This is a genomic window from Vibrio sp. D420a, assembly GCF_030248625.1.
In the GTDB taxonomy this organism is placed as follows: domain Bacteria; phylum Pseudomonadota; class Gammaproteobacteria; order Enterobacterales; family Vibrionaceae; genus Vibrio; species Vibrio fortis_A.
This window is the reverse complement of the sequence record NZ_JAHGAN010000042.1, coordinates 24706-48818: the sequence shown is the minus strand read 5'-3', so window position 1 is coordinate 48818 and position 24113 is coordinate 24706. Positions and strand designations below refer to the sequence as shown.

The following is a 24113-nucleotide window of genomic DNA, read 5'->3' as shown; positions in this document are numbered from 1 at the left end:
GGTCAGCAAGGTCAGCAAGGAGAAAATGACCAAAGCCAGGATAGCTCGTCAAGCTCCCAAGGCCAGTCACAACAATCGGCTTCTGATTCAAGTGGAGAACGGTCTCGGCAATCGGCAAACCAAAGCCAACAGCAAAATGACAACAGTGGTGATGGCCAAACATCATCATCTGAACAGGAGCTATCACAGGCAAGCGGTAGCAATGCTAGCCAAACTCAAGCTGGCGAGGGGGATGAAAAACAAGGCTCGACCGCCTCGGCTACGCCAACTTCAGCCCAGCAACAAGAGTCTGATACCGAAGGTTCACCGCAAATGGCACATGCTCAGCCCTCAGAAGCATCGCAAGACCCAGACCGTAAAAAACTTGAGCAAGTCGAGAGTGTACGCGACCCAAGTCGCCTGCTTCGAGCTCAAATGATGTTACAAGCGCAAGAACAAGGCGCTCCAAATAACCAATCGAAAAAGTGGTAACCATGCAACGTATTCATACACCATTTTTGACGCTACTATTCACGCTCATCATGAGTATTTTCAGTAGCCATACCGCCTACGCAGCGACAGCCGTTGCTAGTGTTAGCGAGAACCAAGTTACTAAAGATGAAGTATTTCTATTAAGAGTTTCAACCGATGAAAAAGTCAGCTCAGATGCTTTAGATCTGACCGCGCTTGAAAGTGACTTTTACATTGGCAGGCCAAACTTTGGTTCTTCGATTCGCATCATCAATGGTAGCCGCACCGTTTCAAGCGAATGGACCATCACCCTAGCACCACTGCGACTGGGTAAGTTAACCATTCCAGCCTTTGATATCGAAGGGGCGCAGACTCAACCGATTCAAATTAATGTCGCTCAGAACAAAGCCGCGCCAACACAAGATCAGATGGCTGAATTCAAACTCGATCTGAACAGAGATTCGCTCTATGTCGGTGAGGTGGCGATTTTAGATGTGAAACTGATCATCAAGGCCGACCCAAGACGCTTGCAAGATCCGCGCATTGATCCACCGAGCTCTTCGAGCCTAAAGGTTGAACCTATTGGTGAATCAAAGCAGTATCAAGATGTATACCACGGTAAAGAGGTGACAGTTGTTCAGCAGAGTTTTGAGGTATCGTCAGATACACCGGGCACGTTTGAGCTACGCGGACCAAAATTGACGGGTGCGGTGGTCTACTCTGCCAACAATTCAAACAAGACACGTCTGTTTCAGCTCGACACGCCAGTTCAAACGCTGCCAGTCGAAGTATTGTCCATTCCGGGCGATGCTCAAGGTGATTGGTTGCCAACGGCTGACTTAAGCGTCAATCAAGTATGGAGCATTAACGATACTAGGCTTACTCGCTCCCCAGAACAATTAGATCTAGAAGCAGGTGATGCCTTAACACGTACCATTACTGTGAGTGCTAAAGGCATTAAAGCTCATCAGTTGCCAAGTGTTAATGTTCAGTACCCAAGTAGCGTACGTGTTTATGAAGAGAAGCCTCAGTTTGGTAAGACAGACGCAGGAGACAACCTTGTCGTCTATAAACAGGTATTGATCCCAAAATCAGCAGGTACGATTGAGCTCCCAGGGCTGGAACAAGCTTGGTTTAACACTGAAACCAAACAGAAAGCCACCAGCCAAATTAAAGGGCTTACCTTAAACGTCACTGGGAATAGCGATGCGCCAGTGCAGGCTCCAATATCAACAGACAAGCCAAATAACGTCGAAGTAGTAACAACTTACCAACCGGGAATTTGGCCTTACCTAACCGCACTTTTTGCCTTTTTGTGGCTAATAACTTCTGTGTTTGCCTTAAGCCTATGGCGTAAAAAAGGTTCAACGAGCACAGTGACACCGAAAGTCGTCGGCAAGGATGAGACACAAGCTGAGCTTATCGATGCGATTCAGAGAAAAGATGCATTGATGGCGAGTGCCAAGCTCAGTCAGTGGCAACAAGAGAATCTAGATCTTCCACAACAGCACATTGATACTGTGAAGCAAGAAATCGACACACTCAACCAGCATCTATTTGGTCCGCAAACGGATGGTGGTTCTGGCTGGTCACCAAATTCGGCCATCGACGCTATTAATGCAGCCAACCGCAATCGTACGATAAAAACAAGTGACCAACTTGCAGCTTTGTAGCTTATCGCCAGAAGCTTAAAACGCAGGTAAAACTAAGCCCCTAAGTTCGAGATAGAACTCAGGGGCTTTTTATTTGAACATTTAAATTAATAGGCCAGCGCTTGGCTAATAAAATGTCGCCTCTATCTGGCTGTTTTCAAATGCTGAGACCACGCGATTCCTTCCTCGGTCTTTAGCTTGATACAGCGCCTTATCTGCCATGTCATAGAGTAAGTCGAAGTCAAGACAATCCAAGCTCGCACTCAACGAGGCAAAACCCACCGATGCTGTTAGATAGTCGCTGGTTGAACTCTCACTATGCGGGATCTGCGCTTCTTCAATACAACGTCTGATACTGTCGGCACGCTGCTTGGTTTCACTATCACAAGTATCCACCATCAATAGCATAAATTCTTCGCCACCAATGCGGCAGAAGGTGTCATTCTCATGCAGAATATGGTCGTTTAGAATTTTTCCAACCGAGCGCAGCGCAGAGTCGCCTTCAGTATGACCATAAACACTGTTGTACAAACCGAAATGATCTAAGTCGAGCAAGATCAAACCAAACACGACCTTCTCATTCGGTCTGCTTGGTTCAAAGTGGGTTGAATTTAGGTTCTCTAATACCTGTGCCAACATACGGCGATTACCGAGGCGCGTCAGAGGATCCAACTTGGAGATGACATCCAGTTGCTCATTAGCCAATTGCAGCTCTAAGGTGCGTTTTTTCACCTCTTCCTCTAGCCTTTCATTGAGCTCCTTAAGTTCTTCCTGAGCCATAGTTCTTTGCAGCACTTCAGCCAAGCTCGATGCAAAGATACGAATCACTTCTCGAAGCTGAGAGGTCAATGAACTGCGTGTTAGTAAGTTATCTGCAGCAATGAAAGCAATCGGCACACCAGTATTGCTGGTGAGTAGTGTCATCGCTGTCCAACCCACTCCTACGATATTGTAATCATGATAGATAGGTACGGACTCTTCAAAAGCGACTTCGTTCGGGCGCGACCTGGCTGCTGCGACAATGTCACGTTCAACTAAGTCAGAGTGGTAATAGGATTCATCAACAATATTACCTTGAATGTCGGTACCCCAAGTTCCCTGCATGTAGGAGCACTCTTTATCGGTTAAGAACACGGCTAGTCGATCAATACCGAGGTGTTGAATAGCAAAGCTCACCGCCGATTTACACACCGCACTAACGTTGTCACAGCGTGACAGTTCGACCATGCTAGAGTGCAACATGCGGATATTCTGCTCTTGGCGTTTGCGAATATAGATCTGAGACAGTAGCGAGCCAAAAGACTCCAACATCTGTTTTTGATAACCGGTTATTGGGGCGCGATTAATGTAGTTATCCATCGCTATCCAGCCAACAGGCTTATCCCCTTCCCTCAAGATCAGCATTCCGTTCCAACCCTGCCCCACCACTTGGCCTGCGGTATAAAGCGGGGCTTGTTCGATGATCACTAAATTAGTGTGGTCGTCTGAAAGCGCCTCTATGTATTCGCTTTCCAATTGATGGAGGTCGTACTGAGTATGGTGTTCGCTGTTAGTCTTACCATTCTCATCCGTGCCATAAGTACCACTAAAGCAGCGCTTTTTCATATCAAGCAGCATGAAGATTGCGCGATCAAATCCGAGACGGTCCCTGACCGCTTCAACCGATGCTTTATAAAGCGCATCTAACGAATCCGGGTTAGAAAGGTCCAACGCGACCTGATGCACTAACTTCATGTTCTCAACGAACTGCTCTCTGAGGTTAATCTCATCAAGATACTGCGCTTCACGTGTGTCTCGATTCTTTATTTCGATTGCAGCATTTTTTTCTGCACGTATGCACTGCCACCTCGCTGCCGCCAGCTGCAGCACATCAACCCCATCACGGAAGGTTTGATTCACTCTTTCAGCAGCGCAGTTCTGAATAATAAGATAGGTTCGACAGCTCGGGCAGTTATCTAGCATCAAGATAAAAGATTCACCACCGAGGGCATCAAAATGATCCCAATTACAGGTATTGATCGCCATAGGCAAGACGCCATCAGCGGTATCAAATTGAGAAACCCAAGTCCAAAAAGTCGCTGGGTAATTGTTTAGACTAGTCAGCTCACCACACTGATACATGGGTGTGCGATTCGAGAGGGAGGCTGGCTCGACAAAGATGCCAATACCATGTGGGTCTAATAGATGAGACAGGTATTCAAACAGAGAATCAGCCAAAAGACGGTGGTCGCGAGTGGAAGATATTTGTTTTGCAAAGGCTTTAACTGGCACGACGTTCCATCCGATGGCTGTAAGGTGTAGCAAAAATACCTAAGCCTGAATATGCAATCAATCCAAGACAAAATGAGATGTTAAGCGACTCGCAATTTCCTATTTTCCTTTATCACAAGCTTGAGAAGCGCTACAAAAATGGGATTTTCTGCCCAAAATTTCGTCGACAAAATAGCTTTCTTCTATACACAAAAAAGCCCCACGAATCAGTGGGGCAAAAGTCCATCGCTTATTATTGTAGTGATATGCCAGTAAATTAAGCGCGGTGATGGCAAAGGTTAAAATTAACCAAAATCACCATTTACGTAACCCTTAGTACGGTCGTCTTTCGGGTCACTGAAAATAACTTGTGTATCATCGTGCTCAACCAGTTCACCCATTAGGAAAAATGCAGTGCGGTCTGAGATACGACGAGCTTGTTGCATTGAGTGCGTTACGATAACGATGGTGTAGTTCTTCTTTAGATCTTCCATCAGCTCTTCGATCTTGTGCGTTGCAATGGGATCAAGTGCCGATGTAGGTTCATCCATCAAGATAACGTCTGGTTCCATCGCGATAGTACGAGCAATACATAGACGTTGTTGCTGACCACCAGACAAACCAAATGCGTGCGATTTCAAACGATCTTTCACCTCATCCCAAAGTGCTGCACCACGTAGTGAACGCTCTACCACTTCATCAATGTGCTTCTTATCTTTGATACCTTGAGCACGTAGGCCGTATGCCACGTTCTCGTAGATGCTCATTGGGAATGGGTTTGGCTTTTGGAAAACCATACCAACACGGATACGTAGGTCTGCAACATCGATGTCACCATAGATGTTCGTGCCATCCATATCCAGCTTACCCTTAATCGTTACGCCTTCGATTAGGTCGTTCATGCGATTCAGGCAGCGTAGCAATGTTGATTTACCACAACCTGATGGACCAATCAGAGCCGTTACTTGGCGCGTTGGGATTGGCAGGTTGATAGATTTAAGTGCTTGGTTTTCGCCGTAAAACAGATCTAGGTTTTCAATATCAAATTTGTTCATGTTCTTAATCTCTAAATTCTTAAATTCGTGTCTAACTTGATGCTTTGTCAGTGGGCTCTCGTTAGAGCCCTGTACTAGGGGCATTTCTCTTTCTATGCCCGGGAGTCGTTAGTACGTTGCTGTGTTAAAGCGTCTTGCAATTAGTTTTGTGACCATGTTGATCAGAAGAACAAGCACAATCAGGACTGTCGCTGTACCGTAAGCTTGGTTCCACTCATCGATAGTGAATAGCTCGGTAGTTAGCTTATATAAGTGAACCGTTAGGGTACGACCGGAATCCATTAGAGACTCTGGAATACGTGCCACCATACCTGCTGTTAAGAAAACAGGCGCTGATTCACCGATTACACGACCAATACTAAGAATGACCGAAGTTAAGATACCTGGCATCGCGCTAGGCAAGATTAAGCGCCAGATAGTGTAGATTTTTGAAGCGCCAAGGCCGTAAGAACCTTCGCGGTATGTTTGTGGTACCGCCATCAATGCTTCTTCTGTAGTACGGATGATTACAGGAAGAATCAGGATACTTAGTGTTAGGGCACCCGATAGAATCGAGAAACCAAGACCAAGAATCGATACGAAGAAAGTCATACCAAACAGACCAAAGATGATCGATGGAATACCCGCTAGTGATTCAGTACAGAATCGAATGACTTTCACTAAACGGCTACCCACTTTCGCGTATTCCGTTAAGTAGATTGCCGTCATGATGCCCAATGGTGCTGCCACCGCAATCGATGCGATAACCATGTAGATGGTTGCAACGATCATTGGGAAGATACCGTGTTCAGTACCCGTACGTGTGTAGTTGTCTGTAATGAAGTTCCAATCTACGTGCTGTAGGCCGTTAGAAAGGATGTACCAGATGATCCAAAATAGGAAACCGACTGTGACAGCCGCTGCTGCCCAAATAAAGGCATTCAAGATATTGTCTTTATTCTGGCGAGACTGCTTTAATTTTACACGATCCATTTTTTCCACCTTCCGCTTACTTTGCTTTTTCGCGGTTTAGATAAAGTAGAGCACCATTTAGCATCATGATGAACACTAGAAGTACCACACCCGTTGCGTACAGAGCGTTAGCATGAACACCACTTGCGTATGACATTTCAATCGCGATGTTTGCTGTTAGTGTACGAGCTGAGTCTAAAATGCCTTCAGGCATCGCTGGAGCGTTACCCATAACCATGATGATTGCCATGGTTTCACCAAGTGCGCGACCGATACCCAGAATCACACCTGTCATAATGCCCGAACGAGCAGCAGGAACGAGAAGTTTGAAGATGGTAAAGATCTTAGAAGCACCAAGCGCTAGAGAGCCTTCCTTGTAGGTACGAGGTACCGCGCGAATTGAAGTCTCAGATACTGTGATAACGGTTGGTAGAATCATGATACCCAGAACAATGATACCCGCTAGGATAGTGTTACCCGCTGGTACTGAGAAGATGTTCTGAATCATTGGAACAATAATGACAAGGCCAAAGAAGCCGTATACCACTGAAGGAATACCTGCCAAAAGCTCAACTGCTGGACGGATAATGTCAGCAAGGCGCTTTGGTGCGATTTCAGCGATAAAGATAGCGGTTAAAACACCAACGGGTACACCTACTACAACCGCGCCTAATGTTGAAACGATAGAAGCAACGATCATAGTTGCAACACCGAATAGCGCTGGTGGTAGCCAATCTACACCGAGAACGATGCCAGAGACGCCAGCCTCTTGGAATGCAGGAATACTCTCTGCAACGATAAAATAAGCGATTACTGCCAGTGAAACGATGCCGATTACAGCACTCGTTAAGAATAAACCGTGGAAAATACGTTCTTTCCAGTCGATACGCTTTTTAGTACGTAGGCTCGGCTTACTAACTTGTGTAGCTTCAGTATTCATAAGCTTTTCACTATGTGCGATGGTCATATTTAAAATCTCATGCTTTGTGGACAACAAAGCTGAAAGAAAAGGCTCAGCCTAAAGGCAGGCTGAGCAATAATTAAAGTCTTGATTAAATTCAGATTAGTTTACTGTGATGTAACCTTTCTTAGCTGAAATAGCTTGAGCTTCGTCAGCTACCATCCAGTCTAGGAACTTCTGAGTTTCAGCAGATGGCGCGCCATCTTTGTAAAGAACTAGGAAAGGACGAGCTACTTTGTAAGAACCGTTCTTAACGTTATCAACTGTTGCTGCTGCGCCGTCGATAGTTAGAGCTTGAACAGAGTTGTCTACAGTACCTAGAGAGATGTAGCCGATTGCGTATGGGTTGCTTGCTACAGATACTTTAAGAGCACCGTTACCGTTAGCAACTTGAGCGCGTTGAGAGATTGCTGATACTTTCTTGTCACCAATCTTTTTCTTAAGCTTTAGGATGTCTTCGAATGCACCACGTGTACCAGAAGCTGTATCACGAGTGATTGCTACGATAGGCTTGTCAGCACCGCCAACGTCTTTCCAGTTAGAGATTTCGCCTTTGTAGATTGCTGTAATTTGGTCTGCTGTTAGTGCAGATACTTCGTTGCTTGGGTTAACTACAACCGCGATACCGTCACGAGCGATAACTAGCTCTTTTAGGTCAGCTGTTTTTTCTTCAGCTTTCAAGTCACGAGAAGAGATACCTAGGTCAGCACTTCCATTTTTTGCTGCTTTGATGCCTGCAGATGAGCCAGGAGCTTGAATCTCGATGAAAACATTTTCACCTTTATTCATGTATGTTTCTGCAAAAACTTCAACCAGTGGAGAAGCACTGTTAGAGCCAACTACAGAGATAGTTTCTTTAGCTGAAGCTGTATTCACTGTTAGTGCGCCTAGTAGTGCCATTGCACCGATAACTGTCTTTTTCATCACAATTTCCTTAAGTGGCGTTATTGCCGTTGTGTTTTACTTGAACGGTGCTCACTTTAAGTTTCGAATATGACAGTTGTGTTTCAGTAAATTGAAGCCTATATGACAACTGCAATTTTTGTATTTCTATTCCTCCCACCTTCTAGAGTGACTTTGCTAACTCTTTGTTCCGCAAGACTCTTTTTATTTATAAATTCGTAAATTAATCCTACATATCTTTATTTCATTTCTGTAATATGTCGCACAGCTCACAATAATTATCAATATAAATGAGTGATTAATCAGCATATTAATTACTAAATGTAATTCAACATGGCTCGCACATAACAAAATGTAATCTTTTATTGATTGAAGTATCAGTCTCATTAGTTAGAATTCAGTTTCAAATATAACAAATAAGAACAATTCTCAATTACGCATTACCAAGAGGACCTATTCATGCGCCAGTTACTCAATGGCTTATCCATTAAAATGCAAGTTTTACTCCCCGTACTTTTCTCCGTCGTTCTACTGCTCGCCGGAGTCATTATAGGAGGAGAGAAGCTTGAAGAGGCTTTCCAAGACGTTTCTACAGCAACAGACAACCTGATTGTCCATAAAGAAGAACTGAGCGACATCGTCGACAATAGCTATGGTATGCGTATTAAAGCTATTTACAGTCTGTTTAATCCAGAAGACATTCGGACTTTAATGGATGTCCTCAATCAGAAATTCCAAGCCAACAACCAACTACTTAACTCTTTAAGCACCGTTGATGGATTGCAAAATGAAGTGGCAGACCTTCGCAAAGCGATGACACATTATGTCGACTTCTCTCAACATACCATGCTCCCTCTTTTGAAAATCAAGCACAGTAATGGTTTCCCACCGAACAACTTTGAGTCTCAATACCAAACCGCCATTGTTCAATATCGAAACGCTGGTAATGCAATGGTAAAAGCGATCAATGACCTATCTAAAAAGCTCAACCACATTGCTCTACAAGAGGTTGAGACAAACGGTGCGAAACACGACACTACGTTAACTTCAGCGAAAATCGGTCTTATCGTCATTCTATCTATCGCTCTGATCATCAGCTGGACTCTGGCAGGTGTGATCGTTAAACCTATCCGTGAGCTTCAAAAAACCATGCGTGAAGTTGCTAAAGGCAACCTATTGGTGAAAGCAAAGGCTGAAGGCGACAACGAGATCACTCACCTTGCTCAAGATGTAAACCAAACTGTTGACCAACTTCGTGAAACCGTCGGTTCACTGTCTCGCATCAGTATTGAGGTGGCGTCAGCGTCGACGGAGCTTGCTGCAGTAATGACTCAATCTAGCGTCAACTCTGATCAAGAAAAGCAAGAAGTGGAACAAGTAGCCTCGGCAATTAACCAACTGGAATCGACGGCAACAGAAGTTTCAAGCAACGCTCAACAAGCCGACAATGCTTCAAGCCAAGCTAGCCAACTCACAACACAAAGCTTAAACATGTTCGAAGAGAGCACGCGTGCAAGTGAAAAGATGGCTGACCAGCTAAACAAAGCGGCAGACGTTGTGACTTCCCTTAAGGATCAATCAGAACAGATTGGTAAAGTCATCGAAGTAATCGAAAGCATCTCAGAGCAAACTAACCTACTGGCGCTAAACGCGGCAATTGAAGCGGCTCGTGCAGGTGAAAGCGGCCGTGGTTTTGCAGTAGTAGCAGATGAAGTACGTATGCTTGCGGCTCGTACTCAAGAGTCGACTAAAGAGATCCAGACCATTATTGAAGAACTACAGACTCAGTCTGGTCAAGCGAATGAGAGCATGCACTCAAGCCTGGCGATGCTTGAAGATAACCAAGCTCTGGCAACAAAGGTGAGTGGCTCTCTAAGTGACATCAACAACGCGATTGCTGACCTAAACAGCATCAATACTCAAGTGGCGACAGCCTCTGAAGAGCAGAAACAGGTTACTTCAGACATCAACAATAACTTGAGCACCATTTACGAACTGGTAAGCCAAAACGTAACCGGCATTACTCAATCGGCAGCTGCTGCTCATGAGCTGTCTGGGCTATCAGAAAGACAAAAGCAGGCACTGAATTACTTTAAGGTGTAGATAATAGAGAAAGGTTTACATAAAAAAGCACCGCCATATTGGCGGTGCTTTTACATTAAGTTTAGTTTACTGGTCTTCATCTGTTACCAGTAAGACAGAAAATGCATTATCGGAAACCAGAGGGTTCCAGTTGTATACTTCACCATTCACTGAATCGAATACCATGACATTAGCGCCATCACCATTCGGTGTGCTACTCCAAATGTAACCAGCTAAGTCCCCCACTTCTAGTTCATAACCACTGGCAAATGCAGTACCGTTCAGTGCAGGTCCGTAACATGCTCGCTCAGTCAATGCCACAAGCTCTTTAATGTTCGGTAGTCGCCAGTTCTTCTTACCGCCAAAATCATGTAATGCATGATTGCCATCTTCATCACGAATCTGTTTTGCAGTAAGAAGCGCACTCTGCCATGTCACTTTATCAGCTGAACCAGTACATGCTTCACTAGTCTTGTCCCAAGTTGTACCTACCGGGCAACGCATCCAAGTTAGACCCGTTTTAAGGTCTGTTACAATACCTTCATCAGAATAGGTGTATCGTGTGTTAGGTGCAGATTTAGAAAAATCAACAGAACATTCTTGGGCAGCAAAAGCCGTCTGAGAAACTAACGCTAAAGATAATACGGAAATTAGTTTTTTCATCTTACTGTCCCTTAACTGCAACTAGACGAATTGGAAATTGATATGAAGTGCCGCTATCACGTTCAACTTTGTCGGAGTAAATCTCAACAAAACTAACGTAGCCACGATCAGCACCTTTGGTTGCGATTATTGCGAACTGAATTCCGCCGTCATAGTTATACGCTGAGTAGTTCACATGGCTAAAGTCATCCAGCCAAACTGCACCTGTTTCAACGTCAGGACTTCCTAGACCTTGTTGAGGGAAGTACGCGTAGTTCAAACCATATACATTGTCGTCAGCATCTTTCTCGGTCTCGCCTAGATCCAAGACATCGTAAAACTCTTGATAAGTAGGTAAGCGCCAATCACTAACGCCACATAGAGATTGCTGGTTAATGTGTGCTGCATATTCGCTTGTTGAACAGATGTTATCGCCCGCGGCAACACAACCAACAACAGCTAGATCCTCGTAGTATGGTTCAAAGGTATCTGACTCATAAACAAACGTACGGTCTTTAAACTGTACTGAGTTAGTATCAGCACTCTTGTTTTCCCAAATAAGTCCCGTTCTCTCATCTAAAGTACAAGACCATTCCGTTGCATCCGCCGCTAGGGTTGCACCTTTGTCATCAAGCTTTACGAACTTGAAACCAGCACCCGTTGCTGTTTGAAGGTCATCTTTATCAAACCCATACTCGGCATCCTGACCAGGGAAATCGGACTGAACGGCTGCAACGTCGCTAGCACCATCAGCAAAGTGCAGTACTGCACCTGTGTCGTTCGAGCCTGATGTTTGAGCAGCAACGAGAGACAACTCTTGAGTAAACGCTGAAGTTTCTGCTGGTGATAGCGAATCTGACACAAGAGACTTGTTTTCATAACTCAGCTTCTTGGCAACCAGAGGAACACCTTGAGTCATTTCCTCTACTTTCATCTCGGTAAGTAACGCAATGGTATTCTGTTCAAGGTTGTTTAGATCGTTCACCATTGGATCAGACATCACTGAATCGGTTAACGAAACACCCGCACTTGCTACTTGTGCTTTGACAATCTCATCAGCTTGGGCAACTGTTTTACCGTCAATAACTAAACCCGCAATCAGAGTAGTAACCGCATTAATAGAGTTACCTGATGCTAAACCTTGGCCCGGAGTGGCAATACGCAGTGTTTTGCTCGAACCAGCATCAACTTCTGCAAGAATAGTGCTATTTAAAATGTTTTTATCTGTCGAAGTCAGCGTAAATTGACCTGTATTATCACTTTTCGCATTTGGTTCGTTGCTATCACATGCAAAGTTTTGGTTTAAATCGATACAAACAGGAGTATCAAGTAGGGATCCTTGGGAACGAATAGTACCAGCAACATCGTAAGTTGGCGCCGCTGCTGAGTCACTACCAGAGCTACCGCCACAGCCAGCAAGGGCAAGCGATACAGCAATGAAAGAATATTGTAACTTCATAGATTTATCTTCTTTTAATTAATAGTTTGTGGCTTATCGAGAGCGAATCACTCTCACCATTGATAGCATTAGCAGGACAATCAAACCCAAAGGTGAACCACTACCACCTGTGCTACCGCTACTGCTTTCATTAGTGGCATCAGCGTTACACTGATATTGAGCAAAGTGACTCACACCCCACTCTTTCAAGACCCCTGAATTTCCTGAAACACGATCAGAAACTTCAAGGCGCCAAGTTCCCCAGCTCGGTTCACCGACAAGTTCCTTTAACTCGTCGTCATACTGAGCTGTGAAATAACCTTTAAAACCATTACTGCTGCTTGATTGGTGATTAAGTAGCACCACCGACTTGCCTTGAGGAGAAACCAATTTGACATGCAGATCGTCAAGCGAGGCATGTTCAATATTCAGATAGACAGCAAAGGTGTCATCGATCTTTGCTTCTTTGTCCGATAAGGTTTGAACATAAATTTTGTCACCCTGCGCTGGAAGCGTTGAGTTTGACGCGGTTGGCTGTGTGGTTAACTTTGGAAGACCATTAACCAACTTAGTGCTGCTTATCCACTGATGCGTTTTTAGATCTGGACCAAATTGATAGTCTAGTGAGATTTCAGAATCGAATTGCACGCCACAAGCCAAGTTAGAAGGTAATGAAACGCTCATACTTGATGAATCAGACACAGTTTGATCAATGTCGAAAACCGACTCGCTATTCAGTCGCCATTGACCTTTCACCGTCGCTTGGCGACCATTTTGTGCCAAATGAACAGTGACATCATCGCCTTCACCGATATAGCGATTATCGTAACGAACCACAAAAGGAGGCTTCAATAAGTTATGTTGATTGAAGCTATCAGTAAGAAATTGAGCATACTCTTTGTCTGGAAACAGTGCGTTAGCAGCAAATACCGTCGACTCGGCTAAGTCGTGCATTTTTACGCCACGACCGACACCATAAAGCCCTTCAACAACAATGGCGTCGAACTCACGAAAAACGCTATCTGTGCCATCACCATAACGCTCTGTAGCAGCTTTCAAGGCTTGGAAAAGCGGAGTTGACCAAAGTTCGTCACCCAGCTCTCCTCCCACACTCACGTGGGCAGGGTATTCTGCACGTTCAAAGTAGCGCGCGCGCTGATTCCACAAACTACGAGTAGTGCGGCGAACACCAAACAAACCATCCCAGTTAAACACAGTATCCAGTTCGAATTCTTGTCCACGACGAGAAGCGTCTAAGTATTGTGTGCGATAGCTCGCACTACCGGCCCAATAGTCACCGACACCTTCGCCGATAGCACCAGTATGGCCGTAAGCCCAATCGGGTACGGCTTGGTAATGAATACCGTGTCCAAGTTCGTGCAGGACAACATCTGAATCAACAGCATCTGGTGAAGCGCCGCCGATACCAAAAGTCACCACTCTCGGGCCGTAATAGTATGATGAGTTATCTAGAGATAACCCTCTTCCATCAAAGCGCAAGGGGTCGTCAAACAATTGATAAGACAAACTTTCTAGATATTTCAAAGACGTATCAAGGTGATAGAAAGCCATAATCTGCGGAAAAGCATCATCACCAAAACGCACATTTTCAATGGCTTCAACGCTATCGAACGATTGAACACCTTCTGGACTCAAGAAACCGGAAGTGTCTCGAACCGGTTCTCCTCCATCAGAGGGCACAGTGATCAAGGCTGTAACATCAACCTGGTTCAGCCTTGAATTAGACAGATAATAGTTACCACCGGATTGCAGAACTTCAATGGACTTAGTTACATATTCGATTGGTTGGGGGTATTCTGAAACCAATGACCAAGTCGATGCAGGCGCTTCCTGTTGCTGCATCGTTCTTAAATCGGGATCAAATAGAGATACATCGACATTCACCAAGCTCCCCGAGTTCAGTGCTGGTGGCGCATCCGCTTCAAGAGCGCGCGGCGCTTCCAATTCTGCAGCAACAGTAGGTACACCCGATCTTAATATCGTATCTTCAAAACTTTTAAACACGCGCACGATGCGCTGTGTCTTATCGGTAGTTACGACAACTGTGCGTTGCGGCTGATATTCACCGTTGACCCATACATTAAAATTGAAATGCTCGCCTAGTTGCGATTCTGTTTTGTAGCGAAATACAAAATCGCCAAAGTCAGAATAATTGGAGTCGAGATAGCTTTTGACTGCCGCTTGATCGTTAAGCACAACGTTAGCTGAAGGGTAATCCCACTCAGCAGCCTGAACGATCGGTGCGCACGCTAGAACAAGTGACATTGTTAATGGCTTAAGTTTCATAATTCTGCCTTAGAACTGATATTTAGCGTGTACAGTGAAGTAACGTCCAGGCTCTGTAGAGTAGTACTTGTGTGAGTCAATAATGCCCGCTACGTCTTGGTATCGGATGTACTCTTTGTCAAACAAGTTGATTACATTTGCAGAAACGTCTAGCCCAAAGTTCCAGGAGTAACTAACGCCCATGTCGACGGTTGCCCAGCCAGACGTTGTTGCACAATCTACCGCCAAACCAATATCAGATTGACATTGCGGAACGTCATCCATAGCTTGCGCCCAATTAAGCATGGTGTAAGCAGAAAGAGATTCTTTGTCGTAATTCAGTGCGACGTTTCCTTCCCATGGTGTCAATGTACGGATCTTCTCGCCTTCATCATCCTCACCATCAACAAAGCCCAGTTTGGTAGTAACACTCCAAAATTCATTTAAACGTTGAGCTGCTGTCGCTTCAAAACCATAGGTCTCGACCCCGCTAATATTCTGGTATTGCTTATAGAGCATTCCATTGTTGGTTGTATCAGGAGCGGACGATATTTGCTTAATATCGATGAAGTCTTCAAACTTTTGATAGAATACGGCTGCATATAACTTTGTTTGACCATTATCGAACTTACTCCCCAATTCAAATGAATCGCTGGTCTCTTTATCGAGGTCCTCATTAGGAATAATTTCAAACGGTGTAATCGGCACAAAATCGTGGTTTTGATAGCCATAAATTTTGTCGTAGGTAGGAGCTCGGAAACCATGGTTATAGGAAACATATGAGTTCAGAGAGTCGGTGATTTCGTAAGAAACAGACAAGCTTGGTGAGAATTCACCAGTTGTCTTATCGCTTAACTTATAGCCTTCGATCGTACCGTCAGAGTCTGGGGTAATTTGGTGGATATCAACGCGCGCACCCGCTGTAATCGTCCAACGATCTACTTCAATCACATCTCTTAGATGCGCAGCAAAAACATAAGAGCGTGCAGACGCAAAAGGTTTCGCATCTTTCTGGTTAAGACCATTCCAATCTAGGATTACGGAATTACTTGGACGCTCATGAAAAGTAGTATCGAAGCTCGCGCCATAAGAGAGTGTATGACTGAAACCCGAGCCTGAGAAAGAGCTGATAAAGTCTGCTTCTGCGCCAATAACTTGATCTGTGAAATGACGATCATCGATCAATCTACGAAATGCAATAATGTTACCTTGCTGTTGCGAAATCAGTGCATTCGTCGCTTCATCAGCCACAGTATCGCGCCAATAAAATTTAGTATCGAGTTCTTCAAACCAAGAATTTGTTGGGAAATATTCTGCACCCACGTAAGCTGTGTAAGACTCAGTATAGGTTTGTTGATCATACTCTTCAGTCTTCCACTTGCCATCTTTTTGAATTTTCGCTTCGCCCGCTTGCCTACTGAGATTTTCTTTGTAGTAATCGACTTTAGCTTTGAACATAAGGTCATCTTGAGCCCAATAGTTCAATGTGTACGCACCGCTAACACCATCAATATCGCGTTTGTACAAGTTCTCTTCAAAATTACGCGTTTCTCCACCTTCCCAATATGCAAGATTAATCAAGCTTTCAAAGCTTCCTGTGCGAAACGCAAGCCTCGTTGAACCTCGATATTTATCGCTTACCCCTGTGTAAGTACCCGACACGTCACTGTAAAAGTCGCTATCTTTAAGATAATCCCCTGGTTGTTTAGTTTTAATAACGACAACACCGCCAATAGCCCCGGAACCATGAACCGAAGAGCTCGCGCCTTTGACAATCTCAATACTGTCGATGTCCGCAAGATCAAACGAGTTGCGGCCTACTTTGTCGTTAATGTCGTTTGCACCAAAACCATCTGACGACTTTATTCCATCTTTAACCACTAAAATTCGGTTGCCAGTCATACCACGGATAGTAATGTTCTGAGGTCGACCAGCCCCACCACTCACGCTAACACCCGGTTCATTTCTGATTGCATCATACAGCTCGGTCGCGCCGTTTTTTTCGATCTGTTCACCATCGATAACAGCAACGGATCCAGCCACTTCAGATAGGGGTTGTTCGATTTTATTCGCGGTAACCACGACCTCTTCAAACTGGAGAACCTCGGATTCGGCGTGCACGACGTTGACAGCAAGTACACTCAGTACTGCCGCTGATAGGGGTGAAAGCTTCATTTACTGCTCCGCTTTAGTATTTTTATGCGTAAGTGATAATAAGAATGCGTATTCGAACGCTTGTTGTGATAAAGACTGCCGCCTGTCACTCGAATGACCTTGACTAAAATTGGTAGACAGCAAATACGGGCCACTTCCTGTCGTCAAAGATTTCAACTTGGCTTGATATTTAGCGCCTTCCCAATAGGGAACCCGTCGATCATTTAGGCCAACACTGATTAAAACGGGTGGATAGTCGGTTTTGGAAAGATTGAAATATGGGTCATAGGCTTTCATTGCTGAAAGTTCAGACTCTTGATGAGGGTCACCCCACTCGGCATACTGCTGAGCAGTTAACGGCAACGTCTCATCCGACATACTGTTGATCACATCAACAAATGGGACCTTAAGGGACGCGCCAGCAAATACTTCAGGAGCTTCATTTAAGGCTCCAGCCACTAAGGTGCCGCCAGCACTTGACCCCATTGCCAAGATAGCTCGTTCGCCTTGTTGAAAGTTTTGAAGTGTTCTGGCTGCAGCAACGAAGTCAGAGATACTGTTCGATTTGTTTAGGCCTTTACCAGCGAGATACCATTGTTCACCTTTAAAACCTCCGCCTCTTACATGAGCAACAGCGTAGATGACACCACGGTCGAGTAGGCTGATGGTTTGTGGCATAAAGTATGGCTTCATTGTGACTCCATAAGCGCCATACCCATATAGGACTACCGGATTCTGCTTATTAAGAAGTTCTTTTCGGTAAGCGAGCGTCACTGGGACAGCATGTCCATCATTCTCAACATTCAAAGTTTGAGTAACGTACATATCTGCTTGATAATTTGGATAGACATCTTGCCCAATCGATTCACGAGTTGCCGTTAGCGTATTAAAGCGTTCCCAAAGACCCGGTTGGATCATAGACATACTTCGGATATGTAGCTTATTGCTGTTGTAGTCTCCCACTTGGCTTACCCAAGCGACGCCACCTTCACGAGCAACGTTTTCAATCTTTATCAGCTTGTCGCTTTCATCAAAGACGTGCAGTTTTTGCTTACCTTGCAGATTGGTTTGAACCACTACACCTGAACGGAATAGGTGAAAATTGTTGATTGCCTCATCCGCTTCAAAATCACCAAAAGAATGCCAAGCCTCTATATTCATGAGATCAGAACGATTCACACGATAGATCTGGAAGTTTTTCCGTTGGTAATTGCTATTGATATACACATGATCGGCAAAACGATCTGCATAGTATTCAATGCCTTCTTGGCGCTGTTGAATGGGTGGTGATAACTCACCAGTGTTAAGATCCAGAAAGCGTTGTTCACTGCTGTTGTCGCTGTTGCTCTGGACAACGGCGAAATTTCTATCGCTTGTTTGGTATGTTGAAAGCAACCAAGCATTTTCATGTTCTTGAAAAAGCGATGTCTCAACTCCGCTTTTCAATGGCTTATTGATCAAAGTATGTGGTCGCTGTGTCTTTGGCTCCTGTTTTACCAAATACAGCGATTTCCCATCATTCGACCAAACGATAGATGGCTCAACACCAGTGATAAGGTGCGTGATTTTATTGGTCGCTAGCTCAACAATACTGATTTGATACTGTTCAGAACCATCAAGATCTTCTGCAATAGCGAGTAAGGAATTGTCAGGGCTTAGTTTCCAACCACCAATTTGGTAATACTCGTGTTGATCAGCGTGATGTTTGGCATCGAAAATGACAGTTGTCACACCAACACTGCTTGGTGCGCGCGACAACAGTGTGTAGTCATTCCAAGCATATTCTACGCCATTGGTTTCTCGCCAAGGCTTCTCTGAACGTTGCGGTCGGTTCTCTCGCCACATGGATTGCAGCGAGTCGATTTCATTTTGTAAGGTCTTCTGATACGCGTCGGTCGTCTCATTCTGTTTCTCGAGATAACCCAATACGCGCTCACTGCTTCTAGAATCGTCTCTCAACCAAGAGAACTGATCCGCAGCAGTCACGCTTCCTGAAACTAAAGTTGCTAAAACAAGCAGGCAACACGTTTTCATAAACCCAATAAATCCATACGCCAATTTAATAAATTTCGCGTATACTGCACCCAAATGGTAATGAGATCAATTATCATTTTCATAATTTGGTGATATGAATCTCAATTATTGTGCTCGGTTGACTAGATTTACTGGTTTATTATTCTGTCTAACTATTCATTTTAAGGGTGTTAAGCGATTACTTTAGTTTTTTTCACTATCATGAATTCGCTCTAGCGCTTCTACTCGCTTTATCTGTTGCTCAGTAAACAGATCGTTTCTCAACAAAGCAACTTCCTGTGCTTGCTGATCCGCACTCAAATTTGGGTTATCAAGTATCGTCTCTCTTTGAGTGATAAACCGTTGGAAATCGCTATCAAATTGCTCACGTTGGGCGTCTAGTGCACTTAAGCGTTGTGCAGCACTTTCGCCGACAATCTCTACTCGATTGAGGTATTTTTGCTGGTTATCTAAACTGTTTGCGTGACTAAGCTGGGTTAAGGTTAAAGTATTTTTCTGCGTTTGTTGAACATACTCAGGTTGAAGAGTTAATGCCTCGAGCCACTGCTTTTCAAATTCAATTGGGTCAGTATATTCTTGCCTCATTTTCAGTTTTTCAATCGCTAGCTCGCGCAATCGATTTTCATGGGCAAATAGCAACTCTTGTTCACTCGCAGTAAAGTGATAGGCCTGTTGATCCATCAACAGCTCGTGTAACTCTGTCAGCTCTTCAATGCTTAAATTAGAATAATTATTCGAAAAATCTATCTGCTCTAGTGCCGATTTGTACTCCAAATATTTTTCAAATAATCGATCATCTATCACGCTGTTAGGAGCGATATTATTGAAGTCAGATACATTCTCTTTGACCTGATTGAGGTCAATATCAACCATTGCAGCCATAAAATAATCCATCGTATCTTTGGCTGAACTTTGGTCGATCTCTGTGTCGCTTTGAGATTCACTCTTGAGGTGCTTTGCCGATACGGCTTGCGCTCGTGATTGGCCTTGGTAAAAGACCGCACTGAAACTTCCTACAGCGATCATTGATATCAGTAACAGTGTGGCCTTTTTCATTGATTAACTCCTTTAATACTAAAGAGATTTACAAGCCAGCCAGCTTGAGGCGATTGGCGTGTTGACGATAGAGAGTGACAGGGTCTGTTTCAAAAAGGTGGTGGATCCCTAACGTCCCGTTGATTTCATCCAAATGATTCATTTTGTAGTTGTCGCCAATCACACGACCTAAATGAGCACTACAAGTCCCCACTAGACCATCACTAGGACCATCAAACGCTAAACCTAAAATTGTCATGGCTCCATCCGTCGGGTCGAGCAAGTTGGTAAAGGTCGACGATCCCGTCCAAGAGTAGTAATAGACACCATTGCTCGCTTGCCATTCGCCATCTCCACACGCCGATGTCGGTACACCCTCCGGGTAATGCTGATTAAATGCTAGAGAGCCCTCAGTCGTGAGTGCTTCTAATGAAGCGAGCCCATCTTGTTCAAGATCGCTTCCGCCTGAAAGTAAGTTAATCAATGTGGTTAGGCCACCAGCCAACTTAACTGCAATCGACTCAGTAATGGATCCTTCTGCGACATTGCCTCGCACTAAATCCGCGACTTTAGAGCCTTTATGAACCCCACCGACACTGGTGACCGATGCTACAAGATCTGGCCTCACCGAGCCTACGTATCTTGCTGTAGGACCACCATGGCTATGACCAACTAAGTTAACCTTCTCTGCCCCAGTAACGGCGATAATGGTTTCTACTTGAGCAAGAAGCTGTTCTCCTCGCACCTCGGAACTATTCGTCGCAGAGACCTGAGCGACATAAACGTTGGCTCCATCTTTCGCTAGAGACTCGGGAATACCGTAAAAGTAATCGACACCAGCTAACGTGTCGAAACCAAATAACCCGTGTACCAACACAATTGGGTACTGTGTTTGCGTGTACCCTGAATGTTCTAGTGGCGCGGTGCTCGTTCCAGCGTACACACTGGCACTTCCCATGCACAGAGCCGCCATCAGCATCATCTTTTTCAACGTCTTTCTCCTTTACTAATTAGACCTCGGATGAGTTGAAAAGCTAGGAGAGGAATTCAGAAAGTAGAAATTTATAAATTAAGAATCGTGAGCAACAACTATCATTCAACATCTAAATTAAACATCAATCATTCATTCACAGGAGTACAGTTCCAACGATTCCGCCTCTGTTAGCATTCAGAATGCCTTAATGACACTTCTATATTTAAGGTATTGTTTTTATTAAGTTAAAGTAAAGAGCCATACTTTCTCAATCAGTAAAAACGAATTTTAAGGAACAAGATTAGGCTGTTTTTTAGACAGATTTTCGTTGAAAAATGGATCTTAGTACCAGATAGAGAAAATTATAAAATTAAATGGATTGACCAAAACGCATCACTAGGACATATAGGTCTGACCAGTTTTCAATAAGCAATACCGATTACTGGTCTATTCAATTTCTCACACTCAATTGAAAGATCCTACATATGAAAAAAACAACGTTAGTTTTGGCTCTATTGATGCCATTTGGTGCGGTTTCAGCACAAGATAACACCCTAACTCCAGAGTCAATCACGTCAGCGCAAGTTGCACAAACACAATCAGATTCCACTTATACCTACGTTAGGTGCTGGTATCGAACAGATGCAAGCCATGACTCACCCGCTACGGATTGGGAATGGGCTAGAAAAGAAAACGGTGACTATTACACCATTGACGGTTACTGGTGGTCTTCAATCTCCTTTAAAAACATGTTCTACAGCGAGACCCCACAACAAGAGATTAAACAGCGTTGTGTAGAGACATTAGATGTTCAACACGACAAAGCCGATATTACCTACTTTGCTGCAGACAATCGCTTCTCTTACAACCACTCGATCTGGACTAACGACCACGGCTTTCAAGCCAATCAAATCAACCGAATAGTCGCTTTTGGCGATAGCCTTTCAGACACAGGTAACCTATTCAATGGCTCGCAATGGATCTTCCCTAACCCAAATTCTTGGTTCTTAGGTCACTTCTCGAATGGTTTTGTTTGGACTGAGTACCTAGCTAACGCTAAGGGTGTGCCGCTCTATAACTGGGCTGTGGGTGGCGCAGCAGGAACCAATCAATATGTCGCTCTCACTGGCGTCTATGATCAGGTAACTTCGTATCTTACTTACATGAAGATGGCGAAGAACTATCGACCAGAGAACACCCTATTCACATTAGAGTTCGGGTTGAATGATTTTATGAATTACGGGCGCGAAGTAGCTGATGTAAAAGCCAATTTCAGCAGCGCACTGATCCGCCTAACCGACGCTGGCGCAAAAAATATTCTTCTGTTCACCCTACCAGATGCGACCAAAGCGCCTCAGTTTAAGTACTCAACTGAACAAGAAATCGAGACCGTTCGTGGTAAGATTCTCGCGTTCAACCAATTCATCAAGGAACAATCAGAGTACTATCAAAGTAAAGGTGACAACGTGATCCTATTTGATGCTCACGCACTATTCTCGAGTATCACCAGTGAACCACAAAAACATGGATTCAGAAACGCCAAAGATGCCTGCTTAGACATTAATCGCAGCGCCTCTCAGGATTACCTGTATAGCCACAGCTTAACAAATGATTGTGCAACTTACGGCTCTGACAGCTACGTGTTCTGGGGCGTAACACACCCAACCACGGCAACTCACAAATACATCGCCACACATATACTGATGAACTCAATGTCGACCTTCGACTTTTAAAGGCATCGCACCGTTTAGATAAAAGAAAACCGCCATTAACGGCGGTTTTCTTATTTATTCGTCGTCGACTTTAGGTGCGACTTTCTTTTTAGGGATAAAGACTGAATCACCCACTGCCACATTTTGGTGGAAGCTCTTATCGCGCTTAACCGGTTTCTTCGGCGCTTTCTTCACTTGTGGCTTATTAGCCTTCTTCGCAGGACCGCCTTTCTTGAAAGCTGGCTTACGAGGTTTGATACCCTTGAACTTACCTTTCAGGCCTTCAAGTACTGAGAAAGTAAGATCTTGTTGTAAGTAAAGTTCTACACGCTTAAAACTGTCCCAGTCTTTTGGACCAACCAAAGAGATTGCATCACCTTTATTACCAGCACGGCCAGTACGACCAACACGGTGAACGTACTCTTCAGTGTGCTTAGGCATATCAAAGTTAATCACGTGACTTACGTTCGGAATATCAATACCACGAGAGGCAACGTCTGTCGTAACCAAGATCTTGTACACTGCACGCTCAAACTGACTCATGATCGCGTTACGTTGTGTCTGGTTAAGGTTACCGCTCAATGCCACCGCTTTTAGCTTCTTCTCGTTCAGCTTTTCTGTCAGACGATCAGTATCAGCACGTGTTGCCGTGAAGATCATCACCTGACGGTATTCTGCTTCTTCCAAAACACGATCAAGAATCGCTTCTTTATGATCAAGATGATCACACAGGTAGAACTTCTGAGTGATATCTAGGTGCTCTTCATTTGAAACACCGATTGCGATACGTTTCGGTGCATCTAGCATTTCGTTAGCAATGTCATTCACTTCCGCATGATCCAGCGTTGCAGAGAACATCAGCGTTTGACGACGACGATGCTTAGCTGCGTTAGCAATGCGGCGAAGCTCTGGAGCAAAACCCAAATCAAGCATACGGTCTGCTTCATCTAGAATTAGTGTCTCAACACCATCTAAGAACAATGAACGATGCTCTAGGTGGTCAGCAAGACGACCTGGCGTTGCCACAATAAAACGTGGGTACTTACGTAGTGCTTTCACTTGATCGTTAAAGTTCTCACCACCAAGAATTAACGCTGCATCGTAAGACAACCCACCAAGCATGCTACGAAGTTCGCCATAGACTTGCTTTGCCAACTCACGCGTCGGAGCCAAGATTACACCACGTGGATCACGAGCAGAAAACGCTTTTGTTTTTAATGCTTTGTGAATCATCGGCAGTACAAATGCCAATGTTTTACCTGATCCCGTTTTTGATGAAGCCAATAGATCCTTACCGGCAATAGCAACAGGGATCGCTTTCTGTTGGATCTCTGTCGCTTTCTTAAAGTCATAATGTTTTAAGTTCTTCAGTAAGCGATTATCTAAGCCTAAATCTTTAAAGTGCAAAGGACTCTCCAGTCTTGATGGTATTGAACAAAATTAATTTAACGCGACATGATACCGCGAAACCCCGTTATAAGGATAGAGATCACAGAAAATTTATCCGGGATTCTTAGTGAGCGTTCTATCATGGA

The 24113-nt window shown here is 44.4% G+C and carries 16 protein-coding genes and 1 pseudogene; 4 read left to right on the top strand and 13 right to left on the bottom strand.

Annotated features, from left to right (window positions below; genetic code table 11):
* Nucleotides 1-471 (top strand): annotated as a pseudogene (locus KI743_RS21495) (hypothetical protein); the annotation flags it as partial.
* Between the two features lie 2 nt (nt 472-473).
* On the top strand, nt 474-2123 hold the full coding sequence (locus tag KI743_RS21490) for a BatD family protein (protein WP_285468108.1): 1650 nt from the start codon (nt 474-476) through the stop codon (nt 2121-2123).
* Between the two features lie 105 nt (nt 2124-2228).
* Here KI743_RS21490 and KI743_RS21485 read toward each other — a convergent pair whose 3' ends face one another.
* From KI743_RS21485 to KI743_RS21465, 5 genes are all read right to left on the bottom strand, one after another.
* A complete protein-coding gene (locus KI743_RS21485; protein WP_285468107.1) occupies nt 2229-4373 on the bottom strand; it encodes a GGDEF domain-containing protein in 2145 nt (714 codons plus the stop codon).
* Between the two features lie 284 nt (nt 4374-4657).
* Nucleotides 4658-5407: a phosphate ABC transporter ATP-binding protein PstB gene (gene pstB / locus KI743_RS21480; protein ID WP_032550501.1), complete on the bottom strand. Its 750-nt coding sequence runs from the start codon at nt 5405-5407 to the stop codon at nt 4658-4660.
* Nucleotides 5408-5515: 108 nt separating this feature from the next.
* Nucleotides 5516-6379, bottom strand: a complete 864-nt coding sequence (gene pstA, locus KI743_RS21475) for a phosphate ABC transporter permease PstA (protein ID WP_032550502.1) — start codon at nt 6377-6379, stop codon at nt 5516-5518.
* Nucleotides 6380-6395: 16 nt separating this feature from the next.
* A complete protein-coding gene (gene pstC / locus KI743_RS21470; protein ID WP_032550503.1) occupies nt 6396-7325 on the bottom strand; it encodes a phosphate ABC transporter permease subunit PstC in 930 nt (309 codons plus the stop codon).
* 96 nt (nt 7326-7421) lie between these two features.
* On the bottom strand, nt 7422-8243 hold the full coding sequence (locus KI743_RS21465; RefSeq protein ID WP_032550504.1) for a phosphate ABC transporter substrate-binding protein: 822 nt from the start codon (nt 8241-8243) through the stop codon (nt 7422-7424).
* A 438-nt stretch (nt 8244-8681) separates the two neighbouring features.
* On the opposite strand from KI743_RS21465, the gene KI743_RS21460 reads away from it, so the two are divergent.
* Nucleotides 8682-10325, top strand: coding sequence for a methyl-accepting chemotaxis protein (locus KI743_RS21460; RefSeq protein WP_285468104.1), 1644 nt, complete (start codon nt 8682-8684; stop codon nt 10323-10325).
* A gap of 66 nt (nt 10326-10391) precedes the next feature.
* Here the strand turns inward: KI743_RS21460 and KI743_RS21455 are convergent, their stop codons facing one another.
* The 7 genes from KI743_RS21455 to KI743_RS21425 all read right to left on the bottom strand — a co-directional run bounded on the left by KI743_RS21455 (nt 10392) and on the right by KI743_RS21425 (nt 20851).
* The gene (locus tag KI743_RS21455; RefSeq protein WP_150869957.1) at nt 10392-10967 is read right to left on the bottom strand and encodes a DUF1566 domain-containing protein; all 576 of its coding nucleotides are present in this window, start codon (nt 10965-10967) and stop codon (nt 10392-10394) included.
* A gap of 1 nt (nt 10968) precedes the next feature.
* Entirely contained in the window at nt 10969-12405 is a 1437-nt protein-coding gene (locus tag KI743_RS21450; protein WP_285468103.1) for a DUF1566 domain-containing protein, read from the bottom strand.
* A gap of 33 nt (nt 12406-12438) precedes the next feature.
* Nucleotides 12439-14691 (bottom strand): proprotein convertase P-domain-containing protein, encoded by a 2253-nt coding sequence (locus KI743_RS21445; RefSeq protein ID WP_285468101.1) that lies wholly within the window; start codon nt 14689-14691, stop codon nt 12439-12441.
* Nucleotides 14692-14700: 9 nt separating this feature from the next.
* Nucleotides 14701-16845, bottom strand: coding sequence for a TonB-dependent hemoglobin/transferrin/lactoferrin family receptor (locus KI743_RS21440; protein WP_285468100.1), 2145 nt, complete (start codon nt 16843-16845; stop codon nt 14701-14703).
* The gene (locus KI743_RS21435; RefSeq protein WP_285468099.1) at nt 16846-18858 is read right to left on the bottom strand and encodes a prolyl oligopeptidase family serine peptidase; all 2013 of its coding nucleotides are present in this window, start codon (nt 18856-18858) and stop codon (nt 16846-16848) included.
* 183 nt (nt 18859-19041) lie between these two features.
* On the bottom strand, nt 19042-19914 hold the full coding sequence (locus tag KI743_RS21430; protein ID WP_285468098.1) for a lipase secretion chaperone: 873 nt from the start codon (nt 19912-19914) through the stop codon (nt 19042-19044).
* Between the two features lie 28 nt (nt 19915-19942).
* Nucleotides 19943-20851, bottom strand: coding sequence for an esterase/lipase family protein (locus KI743_RS21425; RefSeq protein WP_373417850.1), 909 nt, complete (start codon nt 20849-20851; stop codon nt 19943-19945).
* 500 nt (nt 20852-21351) lie between these two features.
* On the opposite strand from KI743_RS21425, the gene KI743_RS21420 reads away from it, so the two are divergent.
* Nucleotides 21352-22599, top strand: a complete 1248-nt coding sequence (locus KI743_RS21420) for an SGNH/GDSL hydrolase family protein (RefSeq protein ID WP_285468095.1) — start codon at nt 21352-21354, stop codon at nt 22597-22599.
* Between the two features lie 54 nt (nt 22600-22653).
* On the opposite strand, the gene KI743_RS21415 is transcribed toward KI743_RS21420, so the two are convergent.
* Nucleotides 22654-23985, bottom strand: a complete 1332-nt coding sequence (locus tag KI743_RS21415; protein WP_150896770.1) for a DEAD/DEAH box helicase — start codon at nt 23983-23985, stop codon at nt 22654-22656.
* Nucleotides 23986-24113 lie beyond the last annotated feature (128 nt).